The following is a 26606-nucleotide window of genomic DNA, read 5'->3' as shown; positions in this document are numbered from 1 at the left end:
ACTCACCGGTAGTTTTTGCGGATCCGCGTGGTAGCGCAAGAATCACCACATGGCATCCTTCGCTCCGCTCCGCCCAGGAGATCCGCAGCGGCTGGCGGGCCTGGATCTCCTCGGCCGGCTCGGCGAGGGCGGTCAAGGCGTCGTCTACCTCGCCAAGGACCCGTCGGGCACACACGTGGCCGTCAAATGGCTGCGCCCCGACCAGGCGGGCGACGCCGTCAGCGTCGAACGGTTCCTGCGCGAGGTGCAGGTCGCCCAGCAGGTGGCGCCGTTCTGCACGGCCGCCGTCCTCGGCACCGGCGTGGAGCAGGACCGCCCCTACATCGTCAGCGAGTACATCGAGGGCCCCTCCCTGCACCGCGTCGTGCAGGAGGAGGGGCCGCGCACCGGGTCGGTGCTGCACCGGCTGGCCATCGGCACGGCCACCGCGCTGGCCGCCATCCACCAGGCCGGCATCGTGCACCGCGACTTCAAGCCGGCCAACGTGATCATCGGCGCCGACGGGCCGCGGGTCATCGACTTCGGCATCGCCCGCGCGCTCGACGCCACCTCGACGATCAGCAGCATGGTCGTGGGCACGCCGTCGTACATGCCGCCCGAGCAGATCATGGGCCACACCGTGGGGCCGGCGGCCGACATGTTCGCCTGGGGCAGCGCCATGGTCTACGCGGCGTCGGGGCGGGCGCCGTTCGGCAGCGACACCATGCCCGCGGTGATCAACCGCGTGCTCAACCAGCAGCCCGACCTCGGCGTGCTGGAGGGCCAGCTGCTCGACGTGGTCACCGACTGCCTCAACAAGGATCCCGCCCAGCGGCCCACCGCCGAGCAGGTGATCATGCGCCTGCTCCAGCATCCGGCGGGCGGCTCGGGCATCCTCGCCCAGGCCGCCGCCGAGGCCGCGCCGCAGAGCCCGGCCGGTCCGCCGGCCCCGCACAGCCCTTCGGCCGCCTACCCGCCGCCCGGCCGGCCCTCCGGGCCCCAGCCGGGCGGCCCGGCCTCGGGGCCCCAGCCCAGCGGCCCGATGCCGGGCCCGCACTCGGGTCCGCACTCCGGCCCGCTGTCCGGTCCGCTGTCCGGCCCGCTGGCCGGCCCGCCCTCCGGTCCGCACCCGGGTGGTCCGGCGTCGGGGCCGGTGCCGTACCCGCAGTCGGGGCCGCAGCCGGTCGGCCACGGGGGGCACGTCCCGCCGCCCGGGTCCCAGCCGTGGCAGCCGCCGCACCAGCCGGCCCCGCCGTACGGCCAGCCGACCTACCCCAGCAGGTACGGCCAGCAGCCCCCGCGCCGCAAGAGCCGCGGCCCGCTGATCGCCGGCATCACCGCCGGCGTGGCGTTACTGCTGCTCGCGGGCGTCATCGTGATCGTCACCCTGGACAAGACGAACAGCGGCGGCGCCAAGGTCGCCTCGTCCGACTCCCCCGCCGCGAGCACGAACCCCCGGGAGAGCACGCCGCCGTCCACGCCCCAGGAAACCGGCGTCCCGCGCGAGGGCCAGCGCAAGACGCTGCCCGGCGGCGCCATCCACCTCTACGAGACCCCCTCCGACGCCGTCCTCCTGACCTCCTACGAGGTCTACGACAAGAAGAAGGAGGACTGGATCGACTACGCGCGCGACTCGCTGCAGAGCACGTCGTTCACCAAGTACGCCGGCAACTGGGAGTCCAGGGTCTCCCCCGACGGCCGCTACCTCGCCACCCGGGGCCGCGACTACAGCTCCGACAACCACGACTTCATCGTCATCACCGACCGCACGACCGGCGACCGCTCGACGATCAAGACCGTCAAGTCCCCGCTGATCAGCAGCATCCGGGCCTGGTCGAAGGACAGCACCAAGATCCTGCTCAACATCGAGCGCAAGACCGGCGCGGACAAGTGGGTCTATCTCGGCTTCGTCCTCGTGGACGTGGCCGCCAAGAAGGCCGACGTGGTCAACGTGAGCGACACCGCCGTCCGCGACACCGCCTTCGGCTTCGACGCCGAGGACGAGGGCGCGATCAACGTCTACGGCGACGAGAAGAACCGCGGCCTGCGCTTCTTCGACGCCCAGGGCAAGGCGACCCGCTCGCTGCCCGGCATCGGCACGCTGTCGGCCGGCACCCAGGACATCTTCTCGCCCTCCGGCAAGACGTTCGTCACCAACTGCCCCAACGGCGGCGACGGCGACCACTGCATCTGGGACACCGCGTCCGGCGAGCGGGTGCGCAAGTTCGGCTCCGACTGCGACAAGGTGCTCGGCTTCTACGACGAGAGCCACCTCTACTGCTGGGAGCAGGACAACAACGACGTCGACGAGATCCAGGTGATCGACTTCACCGGCAAGCTGGTGCGCAAGCTGGTCGACGTGCCCGACGACCTCGACTTCAGCCCGGCGTTCACCGTCAATCCGCAGCACCGCTCCTGAACCGCTCGCCCCCGCGAGCCGTGATAGGGGCATGAGAACGTTGATCCGTACGGTCGCGACCGTCGCCGCGCTGGCGGCGGTGGCGTCCTGCACCTCTTCGGCGGGGAAGTCCGCGGAGGAGCCGCCCGGCCGTCAGAAGCCGTCGTCGCTGGGCGCGATCCGCCTGGTGTCCTACAGCGGCTGCGACGACCTGCTGTCGGGCCTGCGCGAGCACGCGGCCGCGAACGTGTCCCCCTGGGGGCTCGGCGGCGTGATGCCCATGATGATGGAGCGCTCGGACACCGCGGCCACGGCGAAGCAGAGCACGCCCGAGCACTCCACCACGAACGTGCATGAGGCCGGCGTGGACGAGCCCGACCTGGTCAAGACCGACGGCGACCGGGTCGTAACCGTCACGAACGGCACCCTGCGGATCATCGACACCGCCACCCGCAAGGTGACGGGCTCGCTCAGGCTGACCGAGGGCGACCAGCACTACTACGCCCCCGCCGACCTGCTGATGGCCGGGGACCGGGCGCTGGTGCTGTTCCGCGGCTACGGCGACATCATGGTCAAGAGCACCCGTATGATGCCGATGGGCGACACCCGGTACGTCCTCGTGGACCTGGCCGGCGGCCGGCCGAAGGTCATCGGCACGGTCAAGCCGTCGGGCACGTACGTCGACGCCCGCATGGTCGGCTCGACCGTCCGCATCGTCACCCGCAGCCAGCCGCAGATCGAGTTCCCGCAGGCCGAGAACGCGACGGAGGCCGAGCAGCTCAAGCGCAACCAGGAGACGGTCCGCCGCGCCCCGCTCGACGCCTGGCTGCCGAAGCTGCAGATCACCGACGCCGCGGGCAAGGTCACCGACGGCAAGGTCCCGTGCGAGCGGATCAGCCACCCGACGGACTACACCGGGACGTCACTGCTGACGATCCACACCCTCGACCTGGCGCAGGGCCTCACCGCCGCCGGCACCGACCCGATCGCGCTGGCCGCCGACGGCGACATCGTCTACGGCACCGGCACCAGCCTGTACGTCGCCAGCAACCCGCGCTGGTGGGCGCCGCTGCCCCAGCTGCCCGCCGAGGAGACCCCGGCCACCGGCGAGGCCCCGGCCGTGGAGCCGACGCCCACGGAACCGGTACCCACGCCTACGGCGCCGCCGGAGGAGACCGAGATCCACCGCTTCGACGTCGCCTCGCCCGGCCGGCCCGCGTACGCGGCCTCGGGCAAGGTCGCCGGCCGCCTGCTGAACCAGTACTCGCTGTCGGAGTACGACGGCCACCTGCGCGCCGCCACCACGATCGTCTCCGCCGACGGCCGCGAGAGCTCCAGCACCGTCCACGTGCTCGACGCCCGCACGCTGGCCAAGACCGGCGAGGTCGGCGGCCTCGGCAAGGGCGAGCGCATCTACTCGGTGCGCTTCATCGGCCCGGTCGGCTACTGCGTCACCTTCCGCCAGGTGGACCCGCTCTACACGCTGGACCTGCGCGACCCGGCGCGGCCGAGGGTGACAGGTGAGCTGAAGATCACCGGCTATTCGGCGTACCTGCATCCGGGCGCCGAGGGGCGGCTGATCGGGATCGGCCAGGAGGCCAGTGACAAGGGCCGCACGCTGGGCACGCAGATCTCGCTGTTCGACGTCAGCGACCCGGCCGCGCCGCGCCGGCTGTCGCGGTTCTTCCAGAAGGAGTCCGGCTCGGAGGCCGAGTGGGACCCGCACGCGTTCCTGTACTGGCCGAAGACGGGCCTGTCGGTGATCCCCCTGTTCCAGCAGGACGGGTCGGGCGCGCTGGTGCTGCGGATCGACGACTCCGGGGTGACGAAGCTCGGCATGATCAGGCATCCGGCGCAGCGGCAAGAGGGCAGCGACCAGCCATACCAGCCCGGTATCCAACGCTCGATCGTCATCGGGTCCTCGGTCTGGACCCTGTCGCAGGAAGGGCTGCAGGTCAACGACGCGGCGACGCTCGACTCACAAGCGTGGATCCCGCTCCGTTAAGCAAGCAAAAGATGCCGGTTAGTAGCTAACCGGCGTCTTTTGTATGGACTTACCCGACAAGTCGTGAAACTTTTGCTGACAGCAACCTGTCCGATCTTCATCGAGAAAGGGCTCACGCTGCCATGCGATCACTCACCCCCCTGCTCGCATTGCTCGTCGGCGCGCTGGCGTTACCCCTGACGCCGCTCGGCGCGTCGGCCGCCGTCACGACCGGCGCGGCCGCCGACGAGGGCACGTACATCGTCCAGCTCAGGCCGATCACCCGGGAGGCCCCGCAGAGCCTCGCCGCCGCCCAGACCGCCCAGTACGGCGGCCGGCTCGTCGGCGTGTACGAGCACGCCTTCAAGGGCTACACCGCCCAGCTCACCGCCGAGGCGGCCGAACGGCTCAAGAAGAACCCCAACGTGCTGAGCGTCGAGCCCGACGCCGAGGTCCACACCTTCGCCCAGACCGTGCCCACCGGCATCCGGCGGATCTTCGGCCCGAGCAACCCCAACCTCGACATCGACGGCGTGGACGACGTCCGCATCAACACCGACGTCGCGGTCGTCGACACCGGCGTGGACTACACCCACCCCGACCTCAACGTGGTGGCCCGTACCAACTGCCAGACCGGCGTCTGCGTCAACAACTCCGGCACCGACGACAACGGCCACGGCTCCCACGTGGCCGGCACCATCGGCGCCATCGACAACAACATCGGCGCGGTCGGCGTCGCCCCCGGCGCCCGCATCCACGCCGTGAAGGTGCTCAACTCCGCCGGCTCCGGCACCCTGTCCGCCATCGCCGCCGGTCTCGACTGGGTGGTGGCCCGCGCCGCCACCATCGAGGTCATCAACCTGAGCCTCGGCTGCAGCGGCTGTTCGAGCAGCGCGATCAGCAGCGCGATCACGAACGCCACCAACGCCGGCGTCGTGGTCGTCGTGGCGGCCGGCAACAGCCACGCCAACACCTCCAGCTTCTTCCCGGCCAACCACGCCGACGTGGTCACCGTCTCGGCGCTGACCGACAACGACGGCCTGGCCGGCGGTGCCGGCGGCAGCACGCTGTCGTGCCGCAGCGAGACCGACCAGGACGACACCTCGGCGTTCTACTCGAACTACGGCTCCACCGTCGAGATCACCGCGCCCGGCACCTGCATCTACTCGACCTGGCGCAACGGCGGCTACAACACGATCAGCGGCACCTCGATGGCCAGCCCGCACGTGGCCGGCGCGGCCGGCGTCCTCACCGCGGGCACCCGCAAGCCCACCACCCGGGCCGGCGCCCTCGCCGTGCGCAGCACGCTGATCTCGACCGGCAACTTCAACTGGACCGACGACTCGGGCGACGGCGTCAAGGAGCCGCTGCTCGACGTGCACGACGCCACGAAGTACTGATTCTCGCTAGCGGGCGGCCCCCGGGGCCGCCCGCTCCTCCGCCTCGGCCAGCTCGCGGGCGATGTCGAGGTGCCCGGCGTGCCGCATGTACTCCTCCAGCACGTGGAACATGATCCACCCCAGCGTCGGCGGCTCCTCCTCGCGGAAGCGGCCGATCCGCGAGGCCCGGTCCGACAGCCGCCCCGCGGCGACCACCTGGCGTGAACGCTCGCACTGCGCCAGGTAGAACGCCCTGACCTCGGCGAAGGACTCGTCGGTCGCGAGGTCGCCGGCCTCGTCGCGGTCGTCGTCGGGATCGTCCACCGGCTCGCCCGCGTGGTCCCACACGAACCAGCGCCGCTCCATGGACGCCAGGTGCTTGAGCATCGCCACCGGCGTCCAGCCGGACGGCACCCGGCTCACCTCGGGGTCGGGGAAACCCTCCAGCAGCCGCAGGACCTCGGCGCGGTAGTGGTCGAGATAGCCCTCCAGCAGCTCGCGGGGGTCGGAGAGCCGCCGTGACGGCTCGCCGCCGCTCACGCCCGCTCCGGGACGACGACGGGGACGATCTCCGGGGCGCCCAGCCGGATCGCGTCCGCCTCCTGGTCGGAGTCCTGCTCCTGGGAGCGGCGTTCGGCCTCGACGCGCTTGGTGAAGTACTCGACCTCCCGCTTGACCTGCTCGTCGGTCCAGCCGAGGGGGCCGGCCAGCAGCTCGGCGGCCTCCTGCGCGACCGCAGCGCCGCGGTGGAAGGTCTCGATCGAGATGCGGGTGCGCCGGGTCAGCACGTCGTTGAGATGCCGGGCGCCCTCGTGGGTGGCGGCGTACACGATCTCGGCCCGCAGGTAGTCGTCGGCCTTGGTCAGCGGCCTGCCCAGCGACGGGTCCCGCTCGATCAGCTCCAGCACCTCGTCGATGAGCGAGCCGTAGCGCTGGAGCAGGTGCTCGATCCGCGCCACGTGCAGGCCGGAGGAGTGGGCGAGGCGGTGCCGGGAGTTCCACAGCGCCTGGTAGCCCTCGGCGCCCACCAGCGGGACGCGGTCGGTGCACGACGGCGGCACCCGCTGGTCCAGGCCGTGCGCGACGGCGTCCACGGCGTCGCGGGCCATCACCCGGTAGGTGGTGTACTTGCCGCCGGCGATCATCACCAGCCCCGGCACCGGATGCGCGACGACGTGCTCGCGCGACAGCTTGGACGTCTCGTCCGACTCGCCCCACAGCAGCGGGCGCAGCCCGGCGTAGACGCCCTCCACGTCGTCGCGGGTCAGCGGCGTCGACAGCACCGCGTTGACGTGGTCGAGCAGGTAGTCGATGTCGGCGCGGGAGGCGGCCGGGTGCGACTTGTCGAGCGTCCAGCTGGTGTCGGTGGTGCCGACGATCCAGTGGCGGCCCCACGGGATGACGAACAGCACCGACTTCTCGGTCCGCAGGATGATCCCGGTCAGCGAATGGATGCGGTCGCGCGGCACGACCAGGTGGATGCCCTTGGACGCCCGGACGTGGATCTGGCCGCGCCCGCCGACCAGCTCCTGGATGTCGTCGGTCCACACTCCGGTCGCGTTGACCACCTGCTGGGCCCGGATCTCCTGCTCGGCGCCGGACTCAAGGTCGCGGACGCGCACGCCGGTGACCCGCTCGCCCTCGCGCAGGAAGCCGACGACCTGGGTGCGCGGGGCGACGTGCGCGCCGTACATGGCCGCCGTGCGCAGCGTCATCATCACGAAGCGGGCGTCGTCCACCTGGGCGTCCCAGTACTGGACCGCGCCGGTGAAGGCGGACTTCTTCAGCGCCGGGGCCAGCCGGAGCGCGCGCGAGCGCGACAGGTGCCGGTGGCCGGGCACGCCCCGGGTCAGGCCCGAGGCGAAGCCGAGCGTGTCGTACAGGGCCACCCCCGCCCCCACGTACGGCCGCTCCCACAGGTGGTGCGTCAGGGGGAACAGGAACGGCACCGGCCTGACCAGGTGCGGCGCGATGCGCTGGAGCAGCAGCGAGCGCTCCTGCAACGCCTCGCGCACCAGCTCGAAGTTGAGCTGTTCGAGATAGCGCAGCCCGCCGTGGATGAGCTTGGAGGAACGGGACGAGGTGCCGGAGGCGAAGTCCCGCGCCTCCATCAGGCCCGTGTCCAGGCCGCGGGTCACCGCGTCGAGCGCGACCCCCGCCCCCACCACTCCGCCGCCGACCACGACCACGTCGAGCTCCCGCTCGGCCATCCGCTCCAGCGCCGCGGCGCGCTCGGCTGGACCGAGCCTGGCCGCACCCATCCCCGAGGCCATAACACTCCCTGATAGCGTCCTGAGCCCCTACATACCCACAGATAAGCCTCAGGCGCGTACGACCTTCACCCCGGCGTCGCTGAGCGCGCCCGCCAGCTCGTCGGAGAGCCGGTCGTCGGTGACCAGCGTGTCGATCCTGGTGATGGGGCAGATGCGGGAGAACGCCCGCTTTCCGATCTTGGAGGAGTCGGCCACCACGACGACCTGCGCGGCCCGGCTGATCAGCAGGTTGTTGACGCTGGCCTCGCCCTCGTGGTGCGCGGAGGCGCCCAGCTCGACGTCCAGGCCGTCCACGCCGAGGAAGGCGATGTCCAGGGTCACCTGCTCCAGGACGCCGGAGGCGAGCGGGCCGATCAGCTCGTACGACTGCGGCCTGGCGACCCCGCCGGTCACCACGATCTTGACGTGCTGGCGTACGGTCAGCTCGGCGGCGATGTTGAGCGCGTTGGTGACGACGGTGAAACCGCTCTCCAGCGCGGGCCGGATCGCCAGGGTGCGGGCCAGCTCGGAGGTCGTGGTGCCGCCGTTGAGCCCGACCACCGCGCCGGGCGGGACCAGCTCGGCGGCGGCGGTGGCGATGCGGTTCTTCTCGTCGGCGTGCCGGGCGGTCTTGTAGCGCAGCGGGAGGTCGTAGCTGACGCTCTGGGCGACCGCGCCGCCGCGCGTGCGCATGAGCATCTGCTGCTGCGCGAGCTGGTCGAAGTCCCGCCGGATGGTCGCGGTGGACACCTCGAGCGCCTGGGCCGCCTCCTCCACCGTCAGCCGCCCCTCCTGGGCGAGCAGTTCGAGGATGGCGTTCCAGCGGTCGTAGCGGGACACGGGGGCCTCCTAGCGGATGTGGTCCGCAGCAAGCGTGGCACACCGGGAGGGGTGGAGCCACCACTGCCCAAATGTGCACTTTCCTGCTATAAAAGGTGCAGAAACAATCAATCCTGGGGAGGCCGGGTGACCACCCACACCGAAGCCGAGATCGCGTCACAGCCGGAGTGCTGGCGGCGCGCCGTCGCGAACGTCCCCGCGGACGCGCTGCCGCGTGAGGGCGAGCGGGTCGCCGTGGTCGGCTGCGGCACCTCGTGGTTCATCGCGATGGCCTACGCCACGCTCCGCGAGCAGGCCGGGCAGGGCGAGACCGACGCCTTCGCGGCCTCCGAGTTCCCCGTGGGCCGCGCCTACGACCGGGTGCTCGCGCTGACCCGCTCCGGCACCACGACCGAGGTGCTCGACCTGCTGGGCCGCATCAGCACGCGGACCACGGCCATCACCGCCGACCCCAAGACGCCGATCATGGAGGCGGCCGGCGACGTCGTCGTGCTCGACTACGCCGACGAGCGGTCGGTCGTGCAGACCAGGTTCGCCACCACGCAGCTCGCGCTGCTGCGCGCGAGCCTCGGCGAGGACCTGACCCAGGCCGTCGCCGACGCCGAGGAGGCCGTGGCCGCTCCCCTGCCCGCCGAGCTGGTGGAGGCCGAGCAGTTCAGCTTCCTCGGCGCGGGCTGGACCGTCGGGCTGGCGCAGGAGGCGGCGCTCAAGATGCGCGAGGCGTCCCGGTCGTGGACGGAGGCGTACCCGGCGATGGAATACCGGCACGGCCCGATCAGCATCGGCGCGCCCGGCCGCGTCACCTGGATGCTCGGCGAGGCCCCCGAGGGCCTGCGCGCGCAGGTCGAACGGACCGGCGCGACGTTCGTCGAGAGCGGACTCGACCCGATGGCCGAGCTGATCCGCGCCCAGCGCGTGGCGGTCGCCCGGGCCTTCGCCGCCGGGCTCAACCCCGACGAGCCCATGCACCTCACGCGATCTGTGATCCTTTCTCCATGAGCCTTACTCTCGCCGACGCCCGGATCGTGACCACCGAAGGTGTGCACGAGGGGTGGCTGACCATCGAAGACGGCCGGATCACGCACGTCGGCCAGGGCAGCGCTCCCGGCCCCGGCCTCGCCCTGGGCGGCCGGCACGTCGTGCCCGGCTTCGTGGACGTGCACAACCACGGGGGCGCCGGCGGCTCCTTCCCCACCGGCGACCTCGACCAGGCGCGCACCGCCGTGGCGCTGCACCGGCGTCACGGCACCACCACCACGATGGCGAGCCTGGTCAGCGACGCCCCCGAGGTGCTGGCGCGGGCCGCGGCGGCGCTGGCCGAGCTCTGCGAGGAAGGGCTGCTGGCCGGCATCCACTTCGAGGGCCCCTACATCGCGCGCGGCCGGTGCGGCGCGCACGACCCTGCGGCATTGCGCGAGCCGTCGCCGCAGGAGTTCGCCGAGCTGGTCAAGGCCGGGCGCGGGCATGTGCGCATGCTCACCATCGCGCCCGAGCTGCCCCGGGCGCTCGACACGATCCGGCTGGCCGTGGCCGAGGGCGTGATCGCCGCGATCGGCCACACCGAGGCCGACTACGACCTCACCATCGCCGGCATCGAGGCGGGCGCGAGCCTCGCCACCCATCTCTACAACGCGATGCCGCAGCTCGGGCACCGCGCGCCCGGCCCCATCGCAGCCCTGCTCGACGACGAGCGGGTGACGGTCGAGCTGATCAACGACGGCGTGCACGTGCATCCGGCCATGCTGCGGCTGGCGTACGAGGTGGCCGGGCCCGGCCGCACGGTGCTCGTCACCGACGCCATGTCGGCCGCCGGGCTCGGCGACGGCGACTACCGGCTCGGCTCGATGCGCGTACGCGTCGACGACGGCGTGGCGAGGCTCGCCGAGGGCGGCTCCATCGCGGGCTCCACCCTCACCATGGACGTCGCCTTCCGCCGGGCCGTGCGCGAGCTCGGCCTGTCGCTGCCCGACGCCGTCCAGGTGACCTCGCTGACGCCCGCGCGGGTGCTCGGCCTGGCGGGGAGCATCGGCTCGATCGCCGTCGGCAAGGCCGCCGACCTGGTCGTGCTCTCCCCCGACCTGGAGGTGGACGCGGTCATGAAGGACGGCGTCTGGACGACGGAGCCCTGATGATCCTCACGGTGACGCTCAACATGGCGCTCGACGTGACCTACCAGGTGCCCGCCGTCGAATGGGACGGCGTCAACCGGGTCGGAGAGGTGCACAGGCGCGCGGGCGGCAAGGGCGTCAACGTGGCACGGGTGCTGGCCGCGCTCGGCCGGGAGGTGCTGGTCACCGGCCTGGCCGGCGGGCCGACCGGGCAGGCGATCGAGCACGACCTGCGGGCGGCGGAGCTGCCGAGCGCGGTCTTCGCCGTCGCGGGCGACTCCCGCACCACGCTCGCGGTCTCCGAGACCGGCGAGCGGCCGGCGACGACGCTGTTCAACGAGCCGGGCCCCGAGGTCACGGGCGAGGAGCTGGCGGCCTTCACCCGGCACTACGCGGCGCTGGCCGCCGACGCCGAGGTGGTGGTGCTCTCGGGCAGCCTGCCGCGCGGCATACCCGCGGACTTCTACGCCACGCTCAGCGGCCTCACCGCCGCGCCGGTCATCGTGGACGCCGACGGCGACCCGCTGCGCCACGCGCCCGAGGGCCGGCCCGCGATCGTCAAGCCCAACGCCGAGGAGCTGGCGAGGGCCGTGCCCGGCGCCCCCGAGGAGGGCGCGCGGGCGCTGCGCGAGCGGGGGGCGGAGTCGGTCGTGGTGTCGCTGGGCGCGGGCGGGCTGCTCGCCGTCACCGGCGAGGGAACGTTCCGGGCCCGGATGCCCTACACCGTGCGCGGCAACCCCACCGGCGCGGGCGACTCCCTGGTCGCCGGGCTGGCACTGGGCCTGGCCGAGGCGACCCCGTGGCCGGACCGGCTGCGGCGGGCGGCGGCGCTCGGCGCGGCCGCGGTGGCCGCCCCCGTGGCCGGCGACTTCGACCGCGACGTCTACGCCGCGATTCTTCCCCAGATCGTCATCACGTAAGGAGCGACCATGCCCCTCTCCGCCATCGGCGACATCGTCCGTCAGTCCCCCGCGGGGGTGGGTGCCTTCAACGTGATCCAGCTTGAGCACGCCACCGCCATCGTCGCCGGGGCCGAGTCCCTGGGCCTGCCGGTCGTGCTGCAGATCAGCGAGAACTGCGTCCGCTACCACGGGGCGCTGGAGCCGATCGCGCTGGGCGCGCTCGCGGTGGCCCGGCGCGCCGCGGTGCCGGTCGCCGTGCACCTCGACCACGCCACCGACCGCGCGCTCGTGGAGGAGGCGGTGGAGCTGGGCCTCGGCTCGGTCATGTACGACGCCTCCGCCCTGCCCGACGAGGACAACGTCCGCACCACGGCCGAGGTGGCGGCCTGGTGCCACGAACGCGGCGTGTGGGTCGAGGCCGAGCTGGGCGAGGTCGGCGGCAAGGACGGCGTGCACGCTCCCGGCGCGCGCACCAAGCCGCACGAGGCCGTCGACTACGTCGCGAGGACCGGCGTGGACGCGCTCGCCGTGGCCGTCGGCACCTCCCACGCCATGACCACGAAGTCCGCCGAGCTGGACCTCGGCCTCATCGCCGAGCTGCGCGCGGCGGTGCCGGTGCCGCTGGTGCTGCACGGCTCGTCGGGCGTGCCGGACGACACCCTGCGGGCCGCCGTACGGCACGGCATGAAGAAGGTCAACATCGCCACCCACCTGAACAAGGCGTTCACCGGCGCGATCCGCGACTACCTCGGCCACGACGAGCGGGTGGTCGATCCACGCAAATACGTCAAGGCGGGCCGCGACGCGGTGACCCGCGAGGTCAGCCACCTGCTGGGCGTACTGGCGGGCTGAGCCTCAACCGTCCACCCACATGGACACGTGCTCGGCCAGCTCCGCCAGCTCGTACGCCAGATCGCTCCGCCCCGAGTCCTCGAAGTCGACGACCCGCACCCGGCCGCCGTCCCACAGGAAGCTGGCCAGGTTGCCGTCACCGCCCCCGAACACCGGCCGCACCCCGCTCCCGTCCGGCCGCCACCCGTCCAGCCAGCGCAGCCCTTCGCGCACGGCCCGGTCGGCGAGCGGGTCGCGGGCGCGCCACCGCGCTCCCTGCCCGCGCAGCCAGTCGCGGACCGCCTCGCGCTGCCACGGCCGCACGGGCACGTCAAGCAGCACCGGCAGGGGAACGGCGACGTGCAGCATGGTCAGCGCCCCCACCAGGGCCGTCAGGTGCTCGTCGGTCACGGGCAGCCCGCGCAGCGGCTCCCCGTCGAGGCGGCTCATCCGCACCACGCCCGCCTCGAACGCGATCGGCTCAGGCGCGAGCCCCGGCGCGTGCTCGGCCAGCAGGGTGAGCGCCCGCCACTCCCGCTCGGCCGAGCCCGGACCGCCGGCGCGGTAGCGCTTGGTGACGACGTCGCCGTCGAACGCCACCTCGTGGGTGTGCTGAAGATCGGCCATCCCGCGCATGCTACGGCAGGCGGCTCAGCCCCGCAGCGTCCGTGCCAGCAGCTCGGCGAACTCCTCGGGCGCCTCGGTGTAGCCGCCGTGCCCGCCGGGGAACTCGGTCAGCTCGCGCCCGAGCCGCCGGGCCAGCTCCGCCGCCGGCCGGTACGGCAGATGCCCCCGCGTCTCCCGCCCCGCCGCCAGGACCAGCCGGTCGGCGACGGCCGCCAGCGCCTCCAGGTCGGGCTCGTACGCGGTGAACTGCCGCAGCTCGTGCTCCATGAACCGCGGCATGTTCGCCACCGTCCTCACCACCCGCTCGGCGGCCCGGGGCGACAGCGTCGCCGGGTCCGGCAGCGGCCTGAGCGTGCCGCCGATGCCCTCGCTCATGTACGCCCCCGCCGCGGCCAGCCCCTCGGCCCGGTAGATCTCGTACACCTTGCCGAAGAACCCCAGCTGCTCGGCGGCGTCCGGCAGCACCGCCACGCACGGCGGCTCATGGACCACGGCCCGCCGCACCCGTCCGGGATGGCGGGCGAGCAGGTCGAGCACGACGATCGCGCCGTCGCTGCCGCCGAAGACGTACGCGCTGCCGCCGCCCAGGTGGTCGATGAGCCGGGCGCAGTCCTCGCTCTGCGTCTCCACCCGCTGGTCCACGGGCTCGGGGCTGTCGAGCCGGCTGCGGGAGTAGCCGCGCGGGTCGGCGGCGACCACGGTGAAGTCGCGGGCGAGCACGTCGGCGATGCCGTCGAAGGTGCCCGCGTCGCCGCCCCCGCCCGGCACCAGCAGCAGCATCGGGCCCGTGCCGCGTACCTCGTGGAACAGCTCGGCGCCGGGGACGCGCAGCGTGCCGGTCTTCATCGTTCCTCCTCGTTCGCCCTGGGCCAGTGCGTCAGCAGCACGTGCAGGGCCTCGATCGCCTGGTCCCAGGACGCGTCCACGTCCCGGGAGTGCTGGAAGCCGCCCACGGCCTCCAGGCTGGTGTAGCCGTGGAAGGTGCTGCGCAGCAGCCGCACCGCGTCGGTGAGGTCGGGCTCGGCCAGGTCGTAGGCGCGCAGCATCCCGTACGTCAGCTCGCCGGTGCGCAGGAACGGCGCCAGGTCGGCGACCTGCGCGAGGTCCACCTTGCTCTGCGTGGCGGCGTAGCGGCCGGGGTGGCGCAGGGCGTACGAGCGGTAGGCGCCCGCGAACGCGGCCAGGGCGTCCTTGCCCGACCGCCCGGCCACGGCCGCCGCGATGAGGTCCACCATCTCGCCGGCGGCGAGCACCGCCACCCTGGTGCGCAGGTCGCGCAGGTTCTTGACGTGCGAGTAGAGGCTCGCGTCCTTGACGCCGAAGTGCCGGGCCAGCGCCGACACCGTGAGGTTGTCGAAGCCGACCTCGTCGGCCAGGTCCGCCGCCGCCCGCGTGATGCGCTCGGCCGTCAGCCCCGCTCGCGCCACCCGTCCTCCTAATGCCTCTAGCTTCTTCCCTAGGAGCACTAGGTTAGCATACGCATGAAAAACGGCCCGCCTCCCGGTGAGCGGGAGGCGGGCCGTCGCGGTCGTGAGGCGGTCAGCGCTGGACCGGCGAGACGACGACCTCGACCCGCTGGAACTCCTTGATGTCGGAGTAGCCCGTGGAGGCCATCGTGCGCTTGAGCGCGCCCATCAGGTTCATCGAGCCGTCGGCCACGCTGGAGGGCCCGTGCAGGATCTGCTCCAGCGTCCCCACGGTGCCGAACTCCACCCGCCGCCCCCTGGGCAGGTCGGGGTGGTGCGCCTCGGAGCCCCAGTGGAAGCCCCGGCCGGGCGCCTCGGCCGCGCGGGCCAGCGGCGAGCCCACCATGACGGCGTCGGCTCCGCAGGCGATGGCCTTGGCGATGTCGCCGGAGGTGCCCATGCCGCCGTCGGCGATGACGTGGACGTAGCGGCCGCCCGACTCGTCCATGTAGTCGCGCCGCGCCGCCGCCACGTCGGAGATCGCCGTGGCCATCGGCACCGCCACGCCCAGCACGTTGCGGGTGGTGTGCGAGGCGCCGCCGCCGAAGCCGACCAGCACCCCGGCCGCGCCCGTGCGCATGAGGTGCAGGGCCGCGGTGTAGGTGGCGCAGCCGCCCACGATGACCGGGACGTCCAGCTCGTAGATGAACTGCTTGAGGTTGAGCGGCTCGGCGCGCCCCGAGACGTGCTCGGCCGAGACGGTGGTGCCGCGGATGACGAAGATGTCGACGCCCGCGTCGATCACGGCCTTGTGGTATTGGACCGTGCGCTGCGGCGACAGCCGGACCGCCGTGGTGACCCCGGAGGCGCGGATCTCCTCGATGCGCCGGCCGATCAGCTCCTCCTTGATCGGCGCCGCGTAGATCTCCTGCAGCCGCCTGGTGGCCGCCTCGGCGTCGAGCGCCGCGCACTCCTCCAGCAGCGGCTGCGGGTCCTCGTAGCGCGTCCAGAGCCCTTCGAGGTCGAGCGGGGCCAGGCCGCCGAGCCGCCCGATCTCGATGGCGGTGGCCGGCGACACGACGCTGTCCATGGGCGCGACGACAACGGGCAGCTCGAACCGGTAGGCGTCGATCTGCCAGGCGATCGAGACCTCCTCCGGGTCGCGGGTCCGCCGCGAGGGCACCAGACCGATCTCGTCCAGCGCGTACGCCCGCCGCCCGGTCTTCCCCCGGCCGATCTCCACCTGCTGAGTCATGAACTTACCTTCTGTGATAGTTCGGAGCTTCCACGGTCATCTGGATGTCGTGGGGGTGGCTCTCCTTGAGGCCCGCCGCGGTGATCGGCATGAGCTCACAGTCGGTGTGCATCTGCTCGATCGTGCGGCATCCCGCGTACCACATGCCCTGGCGCAGCCCGCCGACCAGCTGGTGCGCGACGGCCGCCACCGGGCCGCGGTAGGGCACCTGGCCCTCGATGCCCTCGGGGATGAACTTGTCCTCGCCGCTGATGTCGCCCTGGGCGTAGCGGTCCTTGCTGAAGGAGGTGCCGCCGCGCTCGCGGTTACGCACCGCGCCCAGCGACCCCATGCCCCGGTACGACTTGAACTGCTTGCCGTTGATGAAGATCAGCTCGCCCGGCGACTCCTCGCAGCCGGCCAGCAGCGAGCCCAGCATGACCGTGTCGGCGCCGGCCGCGATGGCCTTGACGATGTCGCCGGAGTATTGGAGTCCGCCGTCGCCGATGACCGGCACGCCCGCGGGCGCGGCGGCCTTGGACGCCTCGTAGATGGCCGTGACCTGCGGCGCGCCCACCCCGGCCACCACCCGGGTGGTGCAGATCGAGCCGGGGCCGACCCCGACCTTGACCGCGTCGGCGCCCGCGTCGACCAGCATCTGGGCGCCCGCCCTGGTGGCGATGTTGCCGCCGATGACCTGGACCTTGCTGTTGGCCTTGACCTTGGCGATCATGTCGGCCAGGCCCCTGGAGTGGCCGTGGGCGACGTCCACGACGATGACGTCGACCCCGGCCTCGATGAGCGCCTTGGCGCGCAGCTCGGCGTCGCCGCCGACGCCCACGGCCGCGCCCACGAGCAGCCGGCCGTCGGCGTCCTTGGTGGACAGCGGGTACTGCTCGCTCTTGGTGAAGTCCTTCACCGTGATCAGGCCGCGCAGCCGGCCGTCCGGGTCGACCAGCGGCAGCTTCTCGATCTTGTTCTGCCGCAGCAGGGCGAACGCGTCGTCCCTCGACACCCCGACCGGGGCGGTGACCAGCGGCATCTTCGTCATGACCTCGCGCACCGGGCGCGACTGGTCGGTCTCGAAGCGCATGTCGCGGTTGGTGACGATGCCCACGAGCGCGCCCGACACATCCGTCACGGGCACGCCCGAGATGCGGTAGGTCGCGCAGAGCCGCTCCACGTCGGCCAGCGTGTCGTCGGGGCTGCAGGTGACGGGGTTGGTCACCATGCCGGCCTCGGACCGTTTGACCAGGTCGACCTGCTGCGCCTGCTCCTCGACCGCGAGGTTGCGGTGCAGGATGCCGATGCCGCCCTGCCGGGCCATGGCGACCGCCATGCGGGCCTCGGTCACGGTGTCCATGGCCGCCGAGACGAGCGGGATGGACAACGTGATGCCGCGCGACAGGCGGGAGGTCGTGTCGGCCTCGCCCGGCTGCAGGTCTGAATAGGCTGGCACCAGCAGCACGTCGTCGAAGGTCAGTCCTGTCTCGGTGAACTTGGACATGCTGCGGCCCCCTCTGCCGTTCCCGTTGATGGGCCTCAGTCTATGGCCTGCCGCCAAACGCGCACCGCCGACCTCGCACATCGCGCCCGCCGGACATGCGAATGCCGGGAGGACGATGACCCCCACGGCCCGTCGTACTCCCGGCATCCACCGCAACAAAAAGTGCCGGGGGATGGGACGGTCGGTGATCCGTCCCATCCCCCGGCCACCGGCAACCCAATGCCGCGGCGCCACGCACCACCGAACCCCCCTCCGCGTCCTGATGGGCTGCGCTGCCGCACTCTGACGAGATGCCGACGCTATGTGAATCCTGCGTTACGCACCGGCAGCGCCGCAATGTCCAAACGTGCAGTTGCACGAAGCTGCACGAGGGCGCCCCGGTGGACGCGGAGGAACCGCCAGTCGTCGCAAGAAGCGGACAAGGGCGTCAAGCGGCGTTATTCTCACGGCACGCCGTGTTCCCCCTACGGAGCCGCCCACCATGCGCAACGAGTCCCGCACCCGGACAGATCCGCTGGAGACGCTGGGCCTGGACGCGGCCCAGCGCGCGCTCTACACGGCGATCCTGCGCCTGCACAGGGCCACCCGCACCGACATCGCCCAGGCGATGGACGACCCCGTGGAGAAGGTCGGCCGCCAGCTCGACGATCTGGTCAAGCTCGGGGTCGTGGACGAGCACTCCGGGGAGTACTTCGCCCGGCACCCCGCCGCCGCGCTCGGCCGGGTGATCGCCCAGCGCCTCGACCGGCTCGCCGAGGAGAGCCGGATGATCGACTCCGCCTTCGGCTCGATCCGCGGCCTCATCCGCGATTACGACGCCGGCCGCGACTACCAGAGCGGATCCTTCACGGTCGAACTCGCGAACGGCGCGGACGTGCTCTACGAAAGCGTCGTCGGCATCGCGGTGCAGTCGCCGGGGATGGAATTGGTGACGGCGATCCCCGATGAGCGCACTATGACTGACTTTGTTCGCAAATTTGCGGATCCCTGGATTGATGCGCAAAAACGAAAACTGCTCACGGTATACGCGGTCATTCCCGTGGACACGCTCGCACTGCCCGGCGTCCGCGCCCAGCTCACCGAGCTCATCGAGACCGGCGGCCAGGTGCGCACCCTGCGCAGGGTGCCGAGCTGGTTCATGACGGCCGGGGCGGAGGTCGCGGGCCTGCCGCCGTTCTGGGGCGGCAACCTGCCCGACCACGCCTACAACTTCTACCTGGTCCGCACCCCCGTGGTCGTCGGCGTGCTGCGCGCGCTGTTCGACGAGCTGTGGGGACGGGCGGTGCCGCTCCCCTGGGGCCGCAAGGGCGAGGGGATGGTGCAGGTGCTGCGCCTGGCCGCCCAGGGCATGTGCGACGACTCCATCGCCCGCCAGCTCGGCGTCTCGGTCCGCACCGTACGCGCCCGCTTCGCCGACGCCATGTCCGAGCTGGGCACCCAGACGCGCTTCCACGCGGGAGTCGAGGCGACCAGGCGCGGCTGGCTGAGCTGACCAGGGGCGGGGGCCCTTTCCGCGCCGCCCGTGGGACGACCGGATCAAGGCCGTCACCGGTGCGGGACACTCACCGCCGGTGTCAGATACTCACCGCGCGGGCCGCATCGGTCATATGGTGGGAAGGTGCTGGAAGACGTCCCCCGCGACCCGTTCGCGGACGACCCGAACGACCCTTCCTCGGCGATGGGCGCGCTCGACGACGCGGAGCCACTGACCGCGGCCGAGCGTGACGAGGCCATCACCGACCTCGCCGACGTCGAGGTCTTCCGCTCCCTGCTCGAACCGCAGGGGGTGCTGGGTCTCGTGCTCGACTGCCCGGAATGCGGTGAGCAGCACTACTTCGACTGGGAGCTGCTGCGCGGCAACCTCCGGCAGATGATCGAGAAAGGCCAGCCGCAGGTGCATGAGCCGGCCTTCCACCCCGACCCCGCCGACTACGTGACCTGGGAATACGCCAGGGGCTACGTCGACGGCGTCATCGACACGGAGGAGCGTCGCTGACCGAGATCATCAGGCGAACCGTCGGAAGACTCTGAGGAGCGGCCCCGGCCCGCGTCACCGACCTCGGACAGCCGAGGCCGTCCTCCCAGGGCACAGAGCCCGCCCAGCCCGTCCCGATCCGGAACGTCCCTGTCGAGGACGTCACCGACCAGCGCGGCCAGCAGGCGCACCGCGGGGTCGCCGGCGTGACCCGAGCCGGGGCCGGGCAGCTCTCCACGACCGAGCACATCGAACAGCGCGTCGGTCTCGTGCTCCGGCGTCAAGCGGACTCCAGCTCCGCCATCTGCCGCAGCCTGGTCAGCGCCCGGTGCTGGGCGACGCGGACGGCACCTGGTGACATACCGAGTACATTACCGGTCTCCTCGGCGGACAGACCGGAGACCACCCGCAGCAGCAGCAGCTCGCGCTGGTTCTCGGGCAGCCGGGCGAGCAGCCGGCGGGCGTGCTCGACCTCGATGTAGCGGACCACCGTCTCCTCCGGCCCCGGGCCCTCGTCCGGCCCGTCCGGCAGGTCCTGGGTCGGCACGGCGGAGCGCACCGAGCTCCGCAGCGCGTCGGCCACCTTGTGCGAGGCGATCCCGAAGACGAACGAGGCGAACGGCCGCCCCATGTCGCGGTATCGCGGCAACGCGGACAACACCGCGATGCAGACCTCCTGGGCCACGTCATCGGCAATGTGATATTGCCCAGAAACCCTGCCCAGCCTGGCGCGGCAATAGCGCACCACCATCGGACGCAACTCGCCGAGCAGGGATTCGATCGCGCTGCGATCCCCCTGTACGGCGAGGCTCGTCAGTTCCCTTAGGTCGGAGTCATCCGTCCGTGCCGGAAGTCTCGACGCGAGCCTTACCCCAATTTTGGCGTCGGCGACGCTTCCCTCGCTCACGATAGGCATGATGCCCTCACTGATCCGGCCTGTCGTCATGGCGAACGGCTACGGATTGGTCACATTGACGCGACGATAACGGGGAGTAATCGACTGATCACACTAAGCCTTTAGGCTGGCATAATGTTTCACCTGATAAGCCGAAATGCGCGACAATTGTCAGAGACCGACGCTTATCACGCACTGCCGGTTTACGCCATTAGTCCACCTTTTCCGACACTTCCCCAACCGAACGTAACTCCGCCCTCGGCCTCTAACGAGACTCGTCGCCGCCGTCGGCGTCCTCGCCGCCGAGGTCCAGGAGCTCCAGGTAGCCCTCGACGGCCTCCCACAGATGGTGTTCGGGGTAGCGGCCGATGCCGCGGTGGTCACGGCGCCACTTGCGGTCCCAGTAGGAGCGGTGCACCTCACGCAGGTGTTCGAGCGCCGCCTCCCGCTCCTCGGCGGTGCGTGCCCGTACGTCCTGGGCGCTGCCCGGGGTCTCGCGCCGCAGCAGGGCGGTGCGGCGGTCGCGGAGGGCGTCGAGCACGTCCTGGTCCGTCCCCTCCTCCACGGACCAGAACCGCACCGGCTCCCTGATGTGGTGGTTCCACACCGGGTCCCTCCGGGAGCGCCACCAGTAGACGATCCCGCCCTTGTCCAGCTCCAGGAAGTCCACGAGCCAGGCCGTCCCGGGCGGCTGGGAGCCCCAGGTCACCTCCTCGGGCGGCAGGTTCAGCACGAGGACCACCTCAAGGGCGTCCACCGGGTCGGCTCCCTCCAGCAGCCCTCCGAAGACGTACGCCGCCCGCAGGAACGGCTCCGCCGCCGCCACCCGGCGCGTCTGGTCGCACGTCTCGGCGAGCCGCCGCAGCCGCTGCACCGCCCGCCGGTACTGCATCCCGCCACCTCCCGCCGCCCAGCGTACGCACCCGCCGAGCCCAGGCCCTCGCCGGAGGCCCGGAGACGCGAAGCGCCCGAGACGCGAAGACCCGGAGACGCAAGGGCCCGGAGACGCGAACGAGTGCTCCGGAGCCCCGAAAGCCCGAGACGCGAGGGTCCCGGAGACGCGAGGGTCCCGGAGACGCGAAGCCCCCGAGACGCGAAAGCCGCTGGGACACCGGAGCCCCGGAAACCGCCGCGGCCCGCCTCCCCCTCCGCCCGAAGGCGGCAGCGGGACGCGGGCCGTGACAGGTGAAGCGGAAAGAAGGCCGATCAGTGGCCGTGGCCGTGACCGTGGCCCTGGCCGGCGGCCGGAGCCTCCTCCTCGGGCTTGTCCACGACGAGCGCCTCGGTGGTGAGCAGCATGCCCGCGATCGAGGCGGCGTTCTGGACGGCCGAGCGGGTGACCTTGACCGGGTCGATGACGCCCTGGCCGATGAGGTCGCCGTATTCGCCGGTGGCGGCGTTGAGGCCGTGACCCGCCGACAGCTCGGCGATCTTGTGCGTCACGACGTAGCCCTCAAGGCCGGCGTTCTCGGCGATCCAGCGGGCCGGCTCGACCAGCGAACGGCGGACGATGCCGACGCCCGTGGCCTCGTCGCCGCTCAGGCCGAGGTCGTCGAGCTCCTTGCCGACGTGGATGAGCGCGGAGCCACCGCCGGAGACGATGCCCTCCTCGATCGCCGCGCGGGTGGCGGAGATCGCGTCCTCAAGGCGGTGCTTCTTCTCCTTGAGCTCGACCTCGGTGGCCGCGCCGACGCGCAGCACGCACACGCCGCCGGCGAGCTTGGCCAGGCGCTCCTGCAGCTTCTCGCGGTCCCAGTCGGAGTCGGACTGCTCGATGGCGAGCTTGATCTCCTTGACGCGGTCCTCGATGGCCTGCGCGTCACCGGCGCCGTCGACGATGGTCGTGGTGTCCTTGGTCACCACGACGCGGCGGGCGGTGCCGAGCACCTCCAGGCCGACGTGCTCCAGCTTGAGGCCGACCTCCTCGCTGACGACCTGGCCGCCGGTGAGGATGGCCATGTCCTGCAGCATCGCCTTGCGGCGGTCGCCGAAGCCGGGGGCCTTGACGGCGACGGAGGTGAACGTGCCGCGGATCTTGTTGGTGACCAGGACGGCCAGGGCCTCGCCCTCGACGTCCTCGGCGACCACGAGCAGCGGCTTCTTGGTCTGGGCGATCTTCTCCAGCAGCGGCAGGAAGTCCGCGATGGAGGAGACCTTGCCCTGGGTGAGCAGGATGTAGGCGTCCTCCAGGACGGCCTCCATGCGCTCGGGGTCGGTCACCATGTAGGCCGACAGGTAACCCTTGTCGAACTGCATGCCCTCGGTGAACTCGAGCTCCATGCCCATGGCGTTGGACTCTTCGACGGTGAGGACACCGTCCTTGCCCACCTTGTCGAACGCCTCGGCGATCAGCTCGCCGATCTTGGCGTCCTGGGCGGAGATGGTGGCGACGTTGGCGATCTCGTTCTTGTCGCCGACCTCGCGGGCCACCGAGAGCAGCTTGTCGCTGACCGCCTTGGCGGCCTTGTCGATGCCGCGCTTCAGCGACAGCGGCGAGGCGCCGGCGGCGACGTTGCGCAGGCCCTCGCGGACCATGGCCTGGGCCAGGACGGTCGCGGTGGTGGTGCCGTCACCCGCGATGTCGTTGGTCTTGGTGGCCACTTCCTTGGCGAGCTGGGCGCCGAGGTTCTCGTAGCGCTCCTCCAGCTCGATCTCACGAGCGATGGTCACGCCGTCGTTCGTGATCGTCGGCGCACCGAACTTCTTGTCGATGACGACGTTGCGGCCCCGCGGGCCGAGGGTAACCTTCACGGCGTCCGCGAGGGCGTTGACGCCGCGCTCCAGGGCGCGCCGCGCGTTCTCGTCGAACTCCAGGATCTTCGCCATGCTGAAAGTCCTCTCCTGGCGTCGAAAGCCCCGGCCGCCCTAAAGCGCCCGGGGCTCGACGCATCCGGCCTACTTCTCGATGATCGCGAGAACGTCGCGGGCGGAGAGCACGAGGTACTCCTCGCCGTTGTACTTGACCTCGGTGCCGCCGTACTTGCTGTAGAGGACGATGTCGCCCTCGGAGACGTCGAGCGGAATCCGCTTCTCGCCGTCCTCGTCCCAGTTGCCCGGACCCACCGCGAGGACTCGGCCCTCCTGCGGCTTCTCCTTGGCGGTGTCAGGGATGACCAGGCCGGAAGCCGTGGTCTGCTCGGCCTCAAGCGGCTGAACCACAATGCGGTCGCCGAGCGGCTTAACGGGAACCTTGGTGGCGGTCGTCACGATCGGACCTCCCCTTCAGATGTGAATGATCAGAAGAGGCGACCAGCTGGGCCTGCCGTCGCGGGTGTCAGACCTGCCTCGTCGCACGTTGGCACTCTCAAGGGGAGAGTGCCAACAGGAAACATATGCAAGAGGGCCTTGACAGTCAACACGAACGCGTCCGCGTCTGCTGACAGCGATCGGAACAACGGGTGTCGATCAGGCGTACGAGCCCTCGGTGAGCTCGGCGACGATCCCCGGCCGGGTCGGGGTCCAGCCGAGCTCGCGGCGGGTGCGCGGCGCGCCGACCCGCTGGCCGAGGGCCAGGGCCTCGGCGAATCCGGCCCCGAGCGCCTTCGCGGCCTCCTCCAGCGGCCAGGGCTCGGCGGCCTCCTTGACGCCGGCCGCGCGGGCCGCCGCCTCGGCCACGTCCGTGAGCGGCACGGCCTCCTCGCTCACGCCGTGGTAGACCGCCGCCCCGCCGCGCTCCACGACCGCCGCGACGAGCTCGGCGAGGTCGTCCACGTGCACGAACGTCCAGGTGGGCGCCGTGCCGTCGGCCGAGACGTACACGCCGGTGCCGCGCTCGGCGGCCAGGCCGCGAAGGAGCGCGGGGATGCCGGAGCCCCTGCCGTGCACCACGCCCGGCCGTACGACGGAGCCGCCGCCGCCGAGCACCACCCGCTCCACCTCGTCCCGGTACGCCACGAGCGGAATCGGCCGGGCCGGGCTGTCCTCGTCGCCCCCGTCGACCGCGCCGAGCACCCACACGCCGCTCAGGTACACCATCCGCGCCCCCGCGGCGGCCGGGACACCCGCGACGGCGAGGTCGGTCTCACGGTCGCCGGTGAGCTGCCCGGCGTGCACGACGACCTCGACACCCGGCTCCAGTGCCGCCTGCAGCGCGGCAGGGTCCGACAGGTCGCCGTACCGCTCGCCCGACGCCGCCGGCACCCGCCTCGCGCCGTCGGCCGACGGGCGTACGTACGCGATCACCTCGTGGCCCCCCGCGACCAGCCGCTCCACGACGGCCGCCCCGATGTAACCGGTCGCGCCGATCACCAGAACCCGCATCACTCTCACCTCAAAAAGTTCGACATTGAAGTCTTCCACGCCGAAGATAGCGCCAGGCGTCGAACATTTCAATGTCGTAGGATCGAGCGCATGGACGAGGCGATCGACGCGGTCGACGAGATCATCGGCCAGTGGGCGCGGGCGCGGCCCGGCGTCGACGTGTCCCCCACGGGCGTGGTCGGCAGGGTCACGCGCGCCTCCCGGCTGCTGGACCGCGCCGCCAGGGAGTTCCTGGCCGAGCACGGGCTGGAGGCGTGGGAGTTCGACGTGCTCGCCACGCTCCGGCGCGCCGAGGACGTCCGGATGTGCATGAAGGACCTCTCGGCCGCCGCCATGGTGAGCCCCGGCGCGCTCACCAACCGCATCGACCACCTGCTCGACCGCGGGCTCGTCGATCGGTGGCCGGCCCCGGGCAACCGGCGGATGACGTTCGTCGGGCTGACCGAAGAGGGCCGGCGGGTGGCCGACGACGTGCTCGAACGGCACGCGGCCAACGAGGCCCGCCTGCTGTCCGGGCTCTCCGCGGACGACCAGGAGGCCCTGGCCGCCCTGCTCCGCAAGCTCCTGCTGTCCCTGGGCGACACCCCCGCCGTCTCGTGCGCCGCCGGGGACGCCGCCGCGACCACTACGGAGACCGTCACGAGCGGCGTCACGAGGGGTTCCGCGACGCGATAACGTCGGGCAACGTGGACCTCGACGCCTTCCGACAGCTCCTGACCTCCCGCGGCCGGCAGGCGCTCGCCGAGGCCGTGGAGCTGACCGCCACGGGGGCCGATCCCGTCGCCGCCGCCACCAGGCTGCGCCGCACGTACGACGCCGCGCTCACCTCGGCCGCGCTCACCCAGGCGGCGCTCCGCGAACGGGCGCGGGCGAAGTTCGGCGAGGACGCCGAGGTGATGTTCTTCACCCCGCACGGCCTGGAGCAGTCCACCCGCAAGGAGGTGGCCGAGCACCGCGCCCGCCGCCTCGCAGGAGCGCGCGTGATCGACGTCTGCTGCGGCGTCGGCGGCGACCTCCTCGCCCTGGCGCGGGCGGGCTGCACCGTGACCGCCGTGGACATCGACCCGCTGACCGTCGCCGTGGCCAGGGCGAACGCCGAGGCGCTCGGCGTCGCCGACCGGGTGAGCGTGGTCGTGGGCAACGCGGGGGCGGTGCGGCCCGAGGACTACGACGCGCTCTTCGCCGACCCGGCCAGGCGGACGGGGCGGGGCCGCACGTTCGACCCTCTGGCGTACTCTCCGCCGTGGCCGACGGTGCTCGACCTGGTGGCGCGGGCGGACCGTGCCTGCGTCAAGGTCGCCCCGGGCATCCCCTACTCCTACATCCCCGAGTCCGCCGAGGCCGAGTGGGTCTCGTACAAGGGGGAGGTCAAGGAGGCGGCCATCTGGACCGGCCCCGGCAGCCGCTCGATGCGCCGCGCCACCCTGCTGCCCGGCGGGCACACCCTGGCCGCCACCGGCCCCGAGAGCCTGGCGCCGGTCGGCGCGCTGGGCCGCTACGTCTACGAGCCCGACGGCGCCGCGATCAGGGCGCACCTGGTGCGCGAGGTGGCCGGCCTGGTCGGCGGGCGGCTGCTCGACCAGCAGATCGCCTACATCGCCGCCGACGAGCCGATCGACACCCCGTGGGCCGCGCGTTATGCCGTGGACGAGGTGATGACGTTCTCGCTGAAGAAACTCCGGGCGGCGCTGCGTGAGCGACAAATCGGAAATGTCACCATCAAGAAGCGCGGCTCCGCTCTCGACATCGAACGGCTCCGAGCCGACTTGCGACTCAATGGGGAAAAGTCAGCGGTAATCATCCTGACTCGCATTATGGAACGCCCATATGCCTTTATCTGCGACACCTCCCCGAGTGCCTGACCACGGATAACGGTCGATCTCTCGCCAACCACGATCTTTCCATTCGGCGCTTCCGGACCTTGATCGAGGGGCTAAGGTTGGCGGGCGGGAGTTCTCCCCCTGATGCGGTTGTCGCGTTCTCGCCATTTCACGTGCAAACCGGACCTATCCCACCGCTGCGCAACAGA

Annotated in this window: 24 protein-coding genes; 11 read left to right on the top strand and 13 right to left on the bottom strand. The window is 71.8% G+C overall.

What is annotated here, in order from left to right:
* Positions 1-49: 49 nt before the first annotated feature.
* From ABD292_RS39530 to ABD292_RS39520, 3 genes are all read left to right on the top strand, one after another.
* The gene (locus ABD292_RS39530) at positions 50-2398 is read left to right on the top strand and encodes a protein kinase domain-containing protein (RefSeq protein ID WP_344216768.1); all 2349 of its coding nucleotides are present in this window, start codon (positions 50-52) and stop codon (positions 2396-2398) included.
* Positions 2399-2429: 31 nt separating this feature from the next.
* Positions 2430-4382, top strand: a complete 1953-nt coding sequence (locus ABD292_RS39525) for a beta-propeller domain-containing protein (protein ID WP_344216766.1) — start codon at positions 2430-2432, stop codon at positions 4380-4382.
* A 122-nt stretch (positions 4383-4504) separates the two neighbouring features.
* Positions 4505-5761: a S8 family serine peptidase gene (locus ABD292_RS39520; protein WP_344216764.1), complete on the top strand. Its 1257-nt coding sequence runs from the start codon at positions 4505-4507 to the stop codon at positions 5759-5761.
* 6 nt (positions 5762-5767) lie between these two features.
* Here ABD292_RS39520 and ABD292_RS39515 read toward each other — a convergent pair whose 3' ends face one another.
* From ABD292_RS39515 to ABD292_RS39505, 3 genes are read right to left on the bottom strand one after another with little or no spacing between them, the layout of a single operon-like run.
* The gene (locus ABD292_RS39515; protein WP_344216762.1) at positions 5768-6280 is read right to left on the bottom strand and encodes a mycothiol transferase; all 513 of its coding nucleotides are present in this window, start codon (positions 6278-6280) and stop codon (positions 5768-5770) included.
* Positions 6277-8013, bottom strand: coding sequence for a glycerol-3-phosphate dehydrogenase/oxidase (locus ABD292_RS39510; protein ID WP_344216760.1), 1737 nt, complete (start codon positions 8011-8013; stop codon positions 6277-6279). The genes ABD292_RS39515 and ABD292_RS39510 overlap by 4 nt, the downstream gene beginning before the upstream one ends.
* Positions 8014-8061: 48 nt before the next feature.
* The gene (locus ABD292_RS39505) at positions 8062-8832 is read right to left on the bottom strand and encodes a DeoR/GlpR family DNA-binding transcription regulator (RefSeq protein ID WP_344216758.1); all 771 of its coding nucleotides are present in this window, start codon (positions 8830-8832) and stop codon (positions 8062-8064) included.
* A 126-nt stretch (positions 8833-8958) separates the two neighbouring features.
* Here ABD292_RS39505 and ABD292_RS39500 point away from each other — a divergent pair, with 126 nt between their 5' ends.
* Genes ABD292_RS39500 through ABD292_RS39485 form a run of 4 tightly spaced genes read left to right on the top strand, consistent with a single transcriptional unit; the run spans position 8959 to position 12694 of the window.
* Positions 8959-9831 carry an SIS domain-containing protein gene (locus tag ABD292_RS39500; RefSeq protein ID WP_344216756.1) on the top strand — a complete coding sequence of 291 codons (873 nt, stop codon included), beginning with the start codon at positions 8959-8961 and terminating at the stop codon, positions 9829-9831.
* Positions 9828-10961, top strand: a complete 1134-nt coding sequence (gene nagA, locus ABD292_RS39495) for an N-acetylglucosamine-6-phosphate deacetylase (protein WP_344216754.1) — start codon at positions 9828-9830, stop codon at positions 10959-10961. The genes ABD292_RS39500 and nagA overlap by 4 nt, the downstream gene beginning before the upstream one ends.
* Positions 10961-11860 carry a 1-phosphofructokinase family hexose kinase gene (locus ABD292_RS39490; RefSeq protein WP_344216752.1) on the top strand — a complete coding sequence of 300 codons (900 nt, stop codon included), beginning with the start codon at positions 10961-10963 and terminating at the stop codon, positions 11858-11860. The genes nagA and ABD292_RS39490 overlap by 1 nt, the downstream gene beginning before the upstream one ends.
* A gap of 9 nt (positions 11861-11869) precedes the next feature.
* Entirely contained in the window at positions 11870-12694 is an 825-nt protein-coding gene (locus ABD292_RS39485; protein WP_344216750.1) for a class II fructose-bisphosphate aldolase, read from the top strand.
* A gap of 3 nt (positions 12695-12697) precedes the next feature.
* Here the strand turns inward: ABD292_RS39485 and ABD292_RS39480 are convergent, their stop codons facing one another.
* From ABD292_RS39480 to guaB, 5 genes are all read right to left on the bottom strand, one after another.
* The gene (locus ABD292_RS39480; RefSeq protein ID WP_344216748.1) at positions 12698-13300 is read right to left on the bottom strand and encodes a phosphotransferase family protein; all 603 of its coding nucleotides are present in this window, start codon (positions 13298-13300) and stop codon (positions 12698-12700) included.
* 24 nt (positions 13301-13324) lie between these two features.
* Positions 13325-14146 (bottom strand): alpha/beta fold hydrolase, encoded by an 822-nt coding sequence (locus ABD292_RS39475; protein WP_344216746.1) that lies wholly within the window; start codon positions 14144-14146, stop codon positions 13325-13327.
* Entirely contained in the window at positions 14143-14727 is a 585-nt protein-coding gene (locus ABD292_RS39470; protein ID WP_344216744.1) for a TetR/AcrR family transcriptional regulator, read from the bottom strand. Before ABD292_RS39470 ends, ABD292_RS39475 begins: the two co-directional genes overlap by 4 nt.
* Positions 14728-14839: 112 nt before the next feature.
* Complete coding sequence (locus tag ABD292_RS39465; protein ID WP_344216742.1) at positions 14840-15961, bottom strand: GuaB3 family IMP dehydrogenase-related protein; 1122 nt, start codon at positions 15959-15961, stop codon at positions 14840-14842.
* Between the two features lie 4 nt (positions 15962-15965).
* On the bottom strand, positions 15966-17447 hold the full coding sequence (gene guaB / locus ABD292_RS39460) for an IMP dehydrogenase (protein ID WP_344216740.1): 1482 nt from the start codon (positions 17445-17447) through the stop codon (positions 15966-15968).
* Positions 17448-17928: 481 nt separating this feature from the next.
* Here guaB and ABD292_RS39455 point away from each other — a divergent pair, with 481 nt between their 5' ends.
* Both ABD292_RS39455 and ABD292_RS39450 read left to right on the top strand, forming a co-directional pair.
* Complete coding sequence (locus ABD292_RS39455; protein WP_344216738.1) at positions 17929-18939, top strand: helix-turn-helix transcriptional regulator; 1011 nt, start codon at positions 17929-17931, stop codon at positions 18937-18939.
* Positions 18940-19065: 126 nt separating this feature from the next.
* On the top strand, positions 19066-19443 hold the full coding sequence (locus tag ABD292_RS39450; RefSeq protein WP_329585425.1) for a DUF5319 domain-containing protein: 378 nt from the start codon (positions 19066-19068) through the stop codon (positions 19441-19443).
* A gap of 259 nt (positions 19444-19702) precedes the next feature.
* Here ABD292_RS39450 and ABD292_RS39445 read toward each other — a convergent pair whose 3' ends face one another.
* From ABD292_RS39445 to ABD292_RS39425, 5 genes are all read right to left on the bottom strand, one after another.
* Entirely contained in the window at positions 19703-20338 is a 636-nt protein-coding gene (locus tag ABD292_RS39445; RefSeq protein WP_329592664.1) for a sigma-70 family RNA polymerase sigma factor, read from the bottom strand.
* A gap of 244 nt (positions 20339-20582) precedes the next feature.
* On the bottom strand, positions 20583-21209 hold the full coding sequence (locus ABD292_RS39440; protein WP_344216735.1) for a DUF7711 family protein: 627 nt from the start codon (positions 21207-21209) through the stop codon (positions 20583-20585).
* A 314-nt stretch (positions 21210-21523) separates the two neighbouring features.
* A complete protein-coding gene (groL, locus tag ABD292_RS39435; protein WP_344216733.1) occupies positions 21524-23143 on the bottom strand; it encodes a chaperonin GroEL in 1620 nt (539 codons plus the stop codon).
* A gap of 69 nt (positions 23144-23212) precedes the next feature.
* Entirely contained in the window at positions 23213-23524 is a 312-nt protein-coding gene (gene groES, locus ABD292_RS39430; protein WP_020542252.1) for a co-chaperone GroES, read from the bottom strand.
* Positions 23525-23722: 198 nt separating this feature from the next.
* A complete protein-coding gene (locus ABD292_RS39425; RefSeq protein ID WP_344216731.1) occupies positions 23723-24577 on the bottom strand; it encodes an NAD-dependent epimerase/dehydratase family protein in 855 nt (284 codons plus the stop codon).
* A 90-nt stretch (positions 24578-24667) separates the two neighbouring features.
* Here ABD292_RS39425 and ABD292_RS39420 point away from each other — a divergent pair, with 90 nt between their 5' ends.
* Positions 24668-25252 (top strand): MarR family winged helix-turn-helix transcriptional regulator, encoded by a 585-nt coding sequence (locus ABD292_RS39420; protein WP_344216729.1) that lies wholly within the window; start codon positions 24668-24670, stop codon positions 25250-25252.
* An 11-nt stretch (positions 25253-25263) separates the two neighbouring features.
* Positions 25264-26439: a THUMP-like domain-containing protein gene (locus tag ABD292_RS39415; RefSeq protein ID WP_344216727.1), complete on the top strand. Its 1176-nt coding sequence runs from the start codon at positions 25264-25266 to the stop codon at positions 26437-26439.
* The last annotated feature ends 167 nt before the right edge of the window (positions 26440-26606 follow it).

This window comes from Nonomuraea bangladeshensis (assembly GCF_039529455.1).
In the GTDB taxonomy this organism is placed as follows: domain Bacteria; phylum Actinomycetota; class Actinomycetes; order Streptosporangiales; family Streptosporangiaceae; genus Nonomuraea; species Nonomuraea bangladeshensis.
Note: the sequence above shows the minus strand (reverse complement) of the source record. Positions and strands in the feature narration are given on the sequence as shown.

Excerpts from the sequence above, each read along its gene's own strand:
- ABD292_RS39480 (WP_344216748.1), bottom strand. The coding sequence starts at position 13,300 with ATGGCCGATCTTCAGCACACCCACGAGGTGGCGTTCGACGGCGACGTC.
- ABD292_RS39465 (WP_344216742.1), bottom strand. The coding sequence starts at position 15,961 with ATGACTCAGCAGGTGGAGATCGGCCGGGGGAAGACCGGGCGGCGGGCG.
- groL (WP_344216733.1), bottom strand. The coding sequence starts at position 23,143 with ATGGCGAAGATCCTGGAGTTCGACGAGAACGCGCGGCGCGCCCTGGAG.
- guaB (WP_344216740.1), bottom strand. The coding sequence starts at position 17,447 with ATGTCCAAGTTCACCGAGACAGGACTGACCTTCGACGACGTGCTGCTG.
- ABD292_RS39455 (WP_344216738.1), top strand. The coding sequence starts at position 17,929 with ATGCGCAACGAGTCCCGCACCCGGACAGATCCGCTGGAGACGCTGGGC.
- ABD292_RS39420 (WP_344216729.1), top strand. The coding sequence starts at position 24,668 with ATGGACGAGGCGATCGACGCGGTCGACGAGATCATCGGCCAGTGGGCG.
- ABD292_RS39485 (WP_344216750.1), top strand. The coding sequence starts at position 11,870 with ATGCCCCTCTCCGCCATCGGCGACATCGTCCGTCAGTCCCCCGCGGGG.
- ABD292_RS39440 (WP_344216735.1), bottom strand. The coding sequence starts at position 21,209 with ATGCAGTACCGGCGGGCGGTGCAGCGGCTGCGGCGGCTCGCCGAGACG.
- ABD292_RS39525 (WP_344216766.1), top strand. The coding sequence starts at position 2,430 with ATGAGAACGTTGATCCGTACGGTCGCGACCGTCGCCGCGCTGGCGGCG.
- ABD292_RS39475 (WP_344216746.1), bottom strand. The coding sequence starts at position 14,146 with ATGAAGACCGGCACGCTGCGCGTCCCCGGCGCCGAGCTGTTCCACGAG.
- nagA (WP_344216754.1), top strand. The coding sequence starts at position 9,828 with ATGAGCCTTACTCTCGCCGACGCCCGGATCGTGACCACCGAAGGTGTG.
- ABD292_RS39445 (WP_329592664.1), bottom strand. The coding sequence starts at position 20,338 with ATGCCTATCGTGAGCGAGGGAAGCGTCGCCGACGCCAAAATTGGGGTA.
- ABD292_RS39530 (WP_344216768.1), top strand. The coding sequence starts at position 50 with ATGGCATCCTTCGCTCCGCTCCGCCCAGGAGATCCGCAGCGGCTGGCG.
- ABD292_RS39510 (WP_344216760.1), bottom strand. The coding sequence starts at position 8,013 with ATGGCCTCGGGGATGGGTGCGGCCAGGCTCGGTCCAGCCGAGCGCGCC.
- ABD292_RS39425 (WP_344216731.1), bottom strand. The coding sequence starts at position 24,577 with ATGCGGGTTCTGGTGATCGGCGCGACCGGTTACATCGGGGCGGCCGTC.
- ABD292_RS39490 (WP_344216752.1), top strand. The coding sequence starts at position 10,961 with ATGATCCTCACGGTGACGCTCAACATGGCGCTCGACGTGACCTACCAG.
- ABD292_RS39520 (WP_344216764.1), top strand. The coding sequence starts at position 4,505 with ATGCGATCACTCACCCCCCTGCTCGCATTGCTCGTCGGCGCGCTGGCG.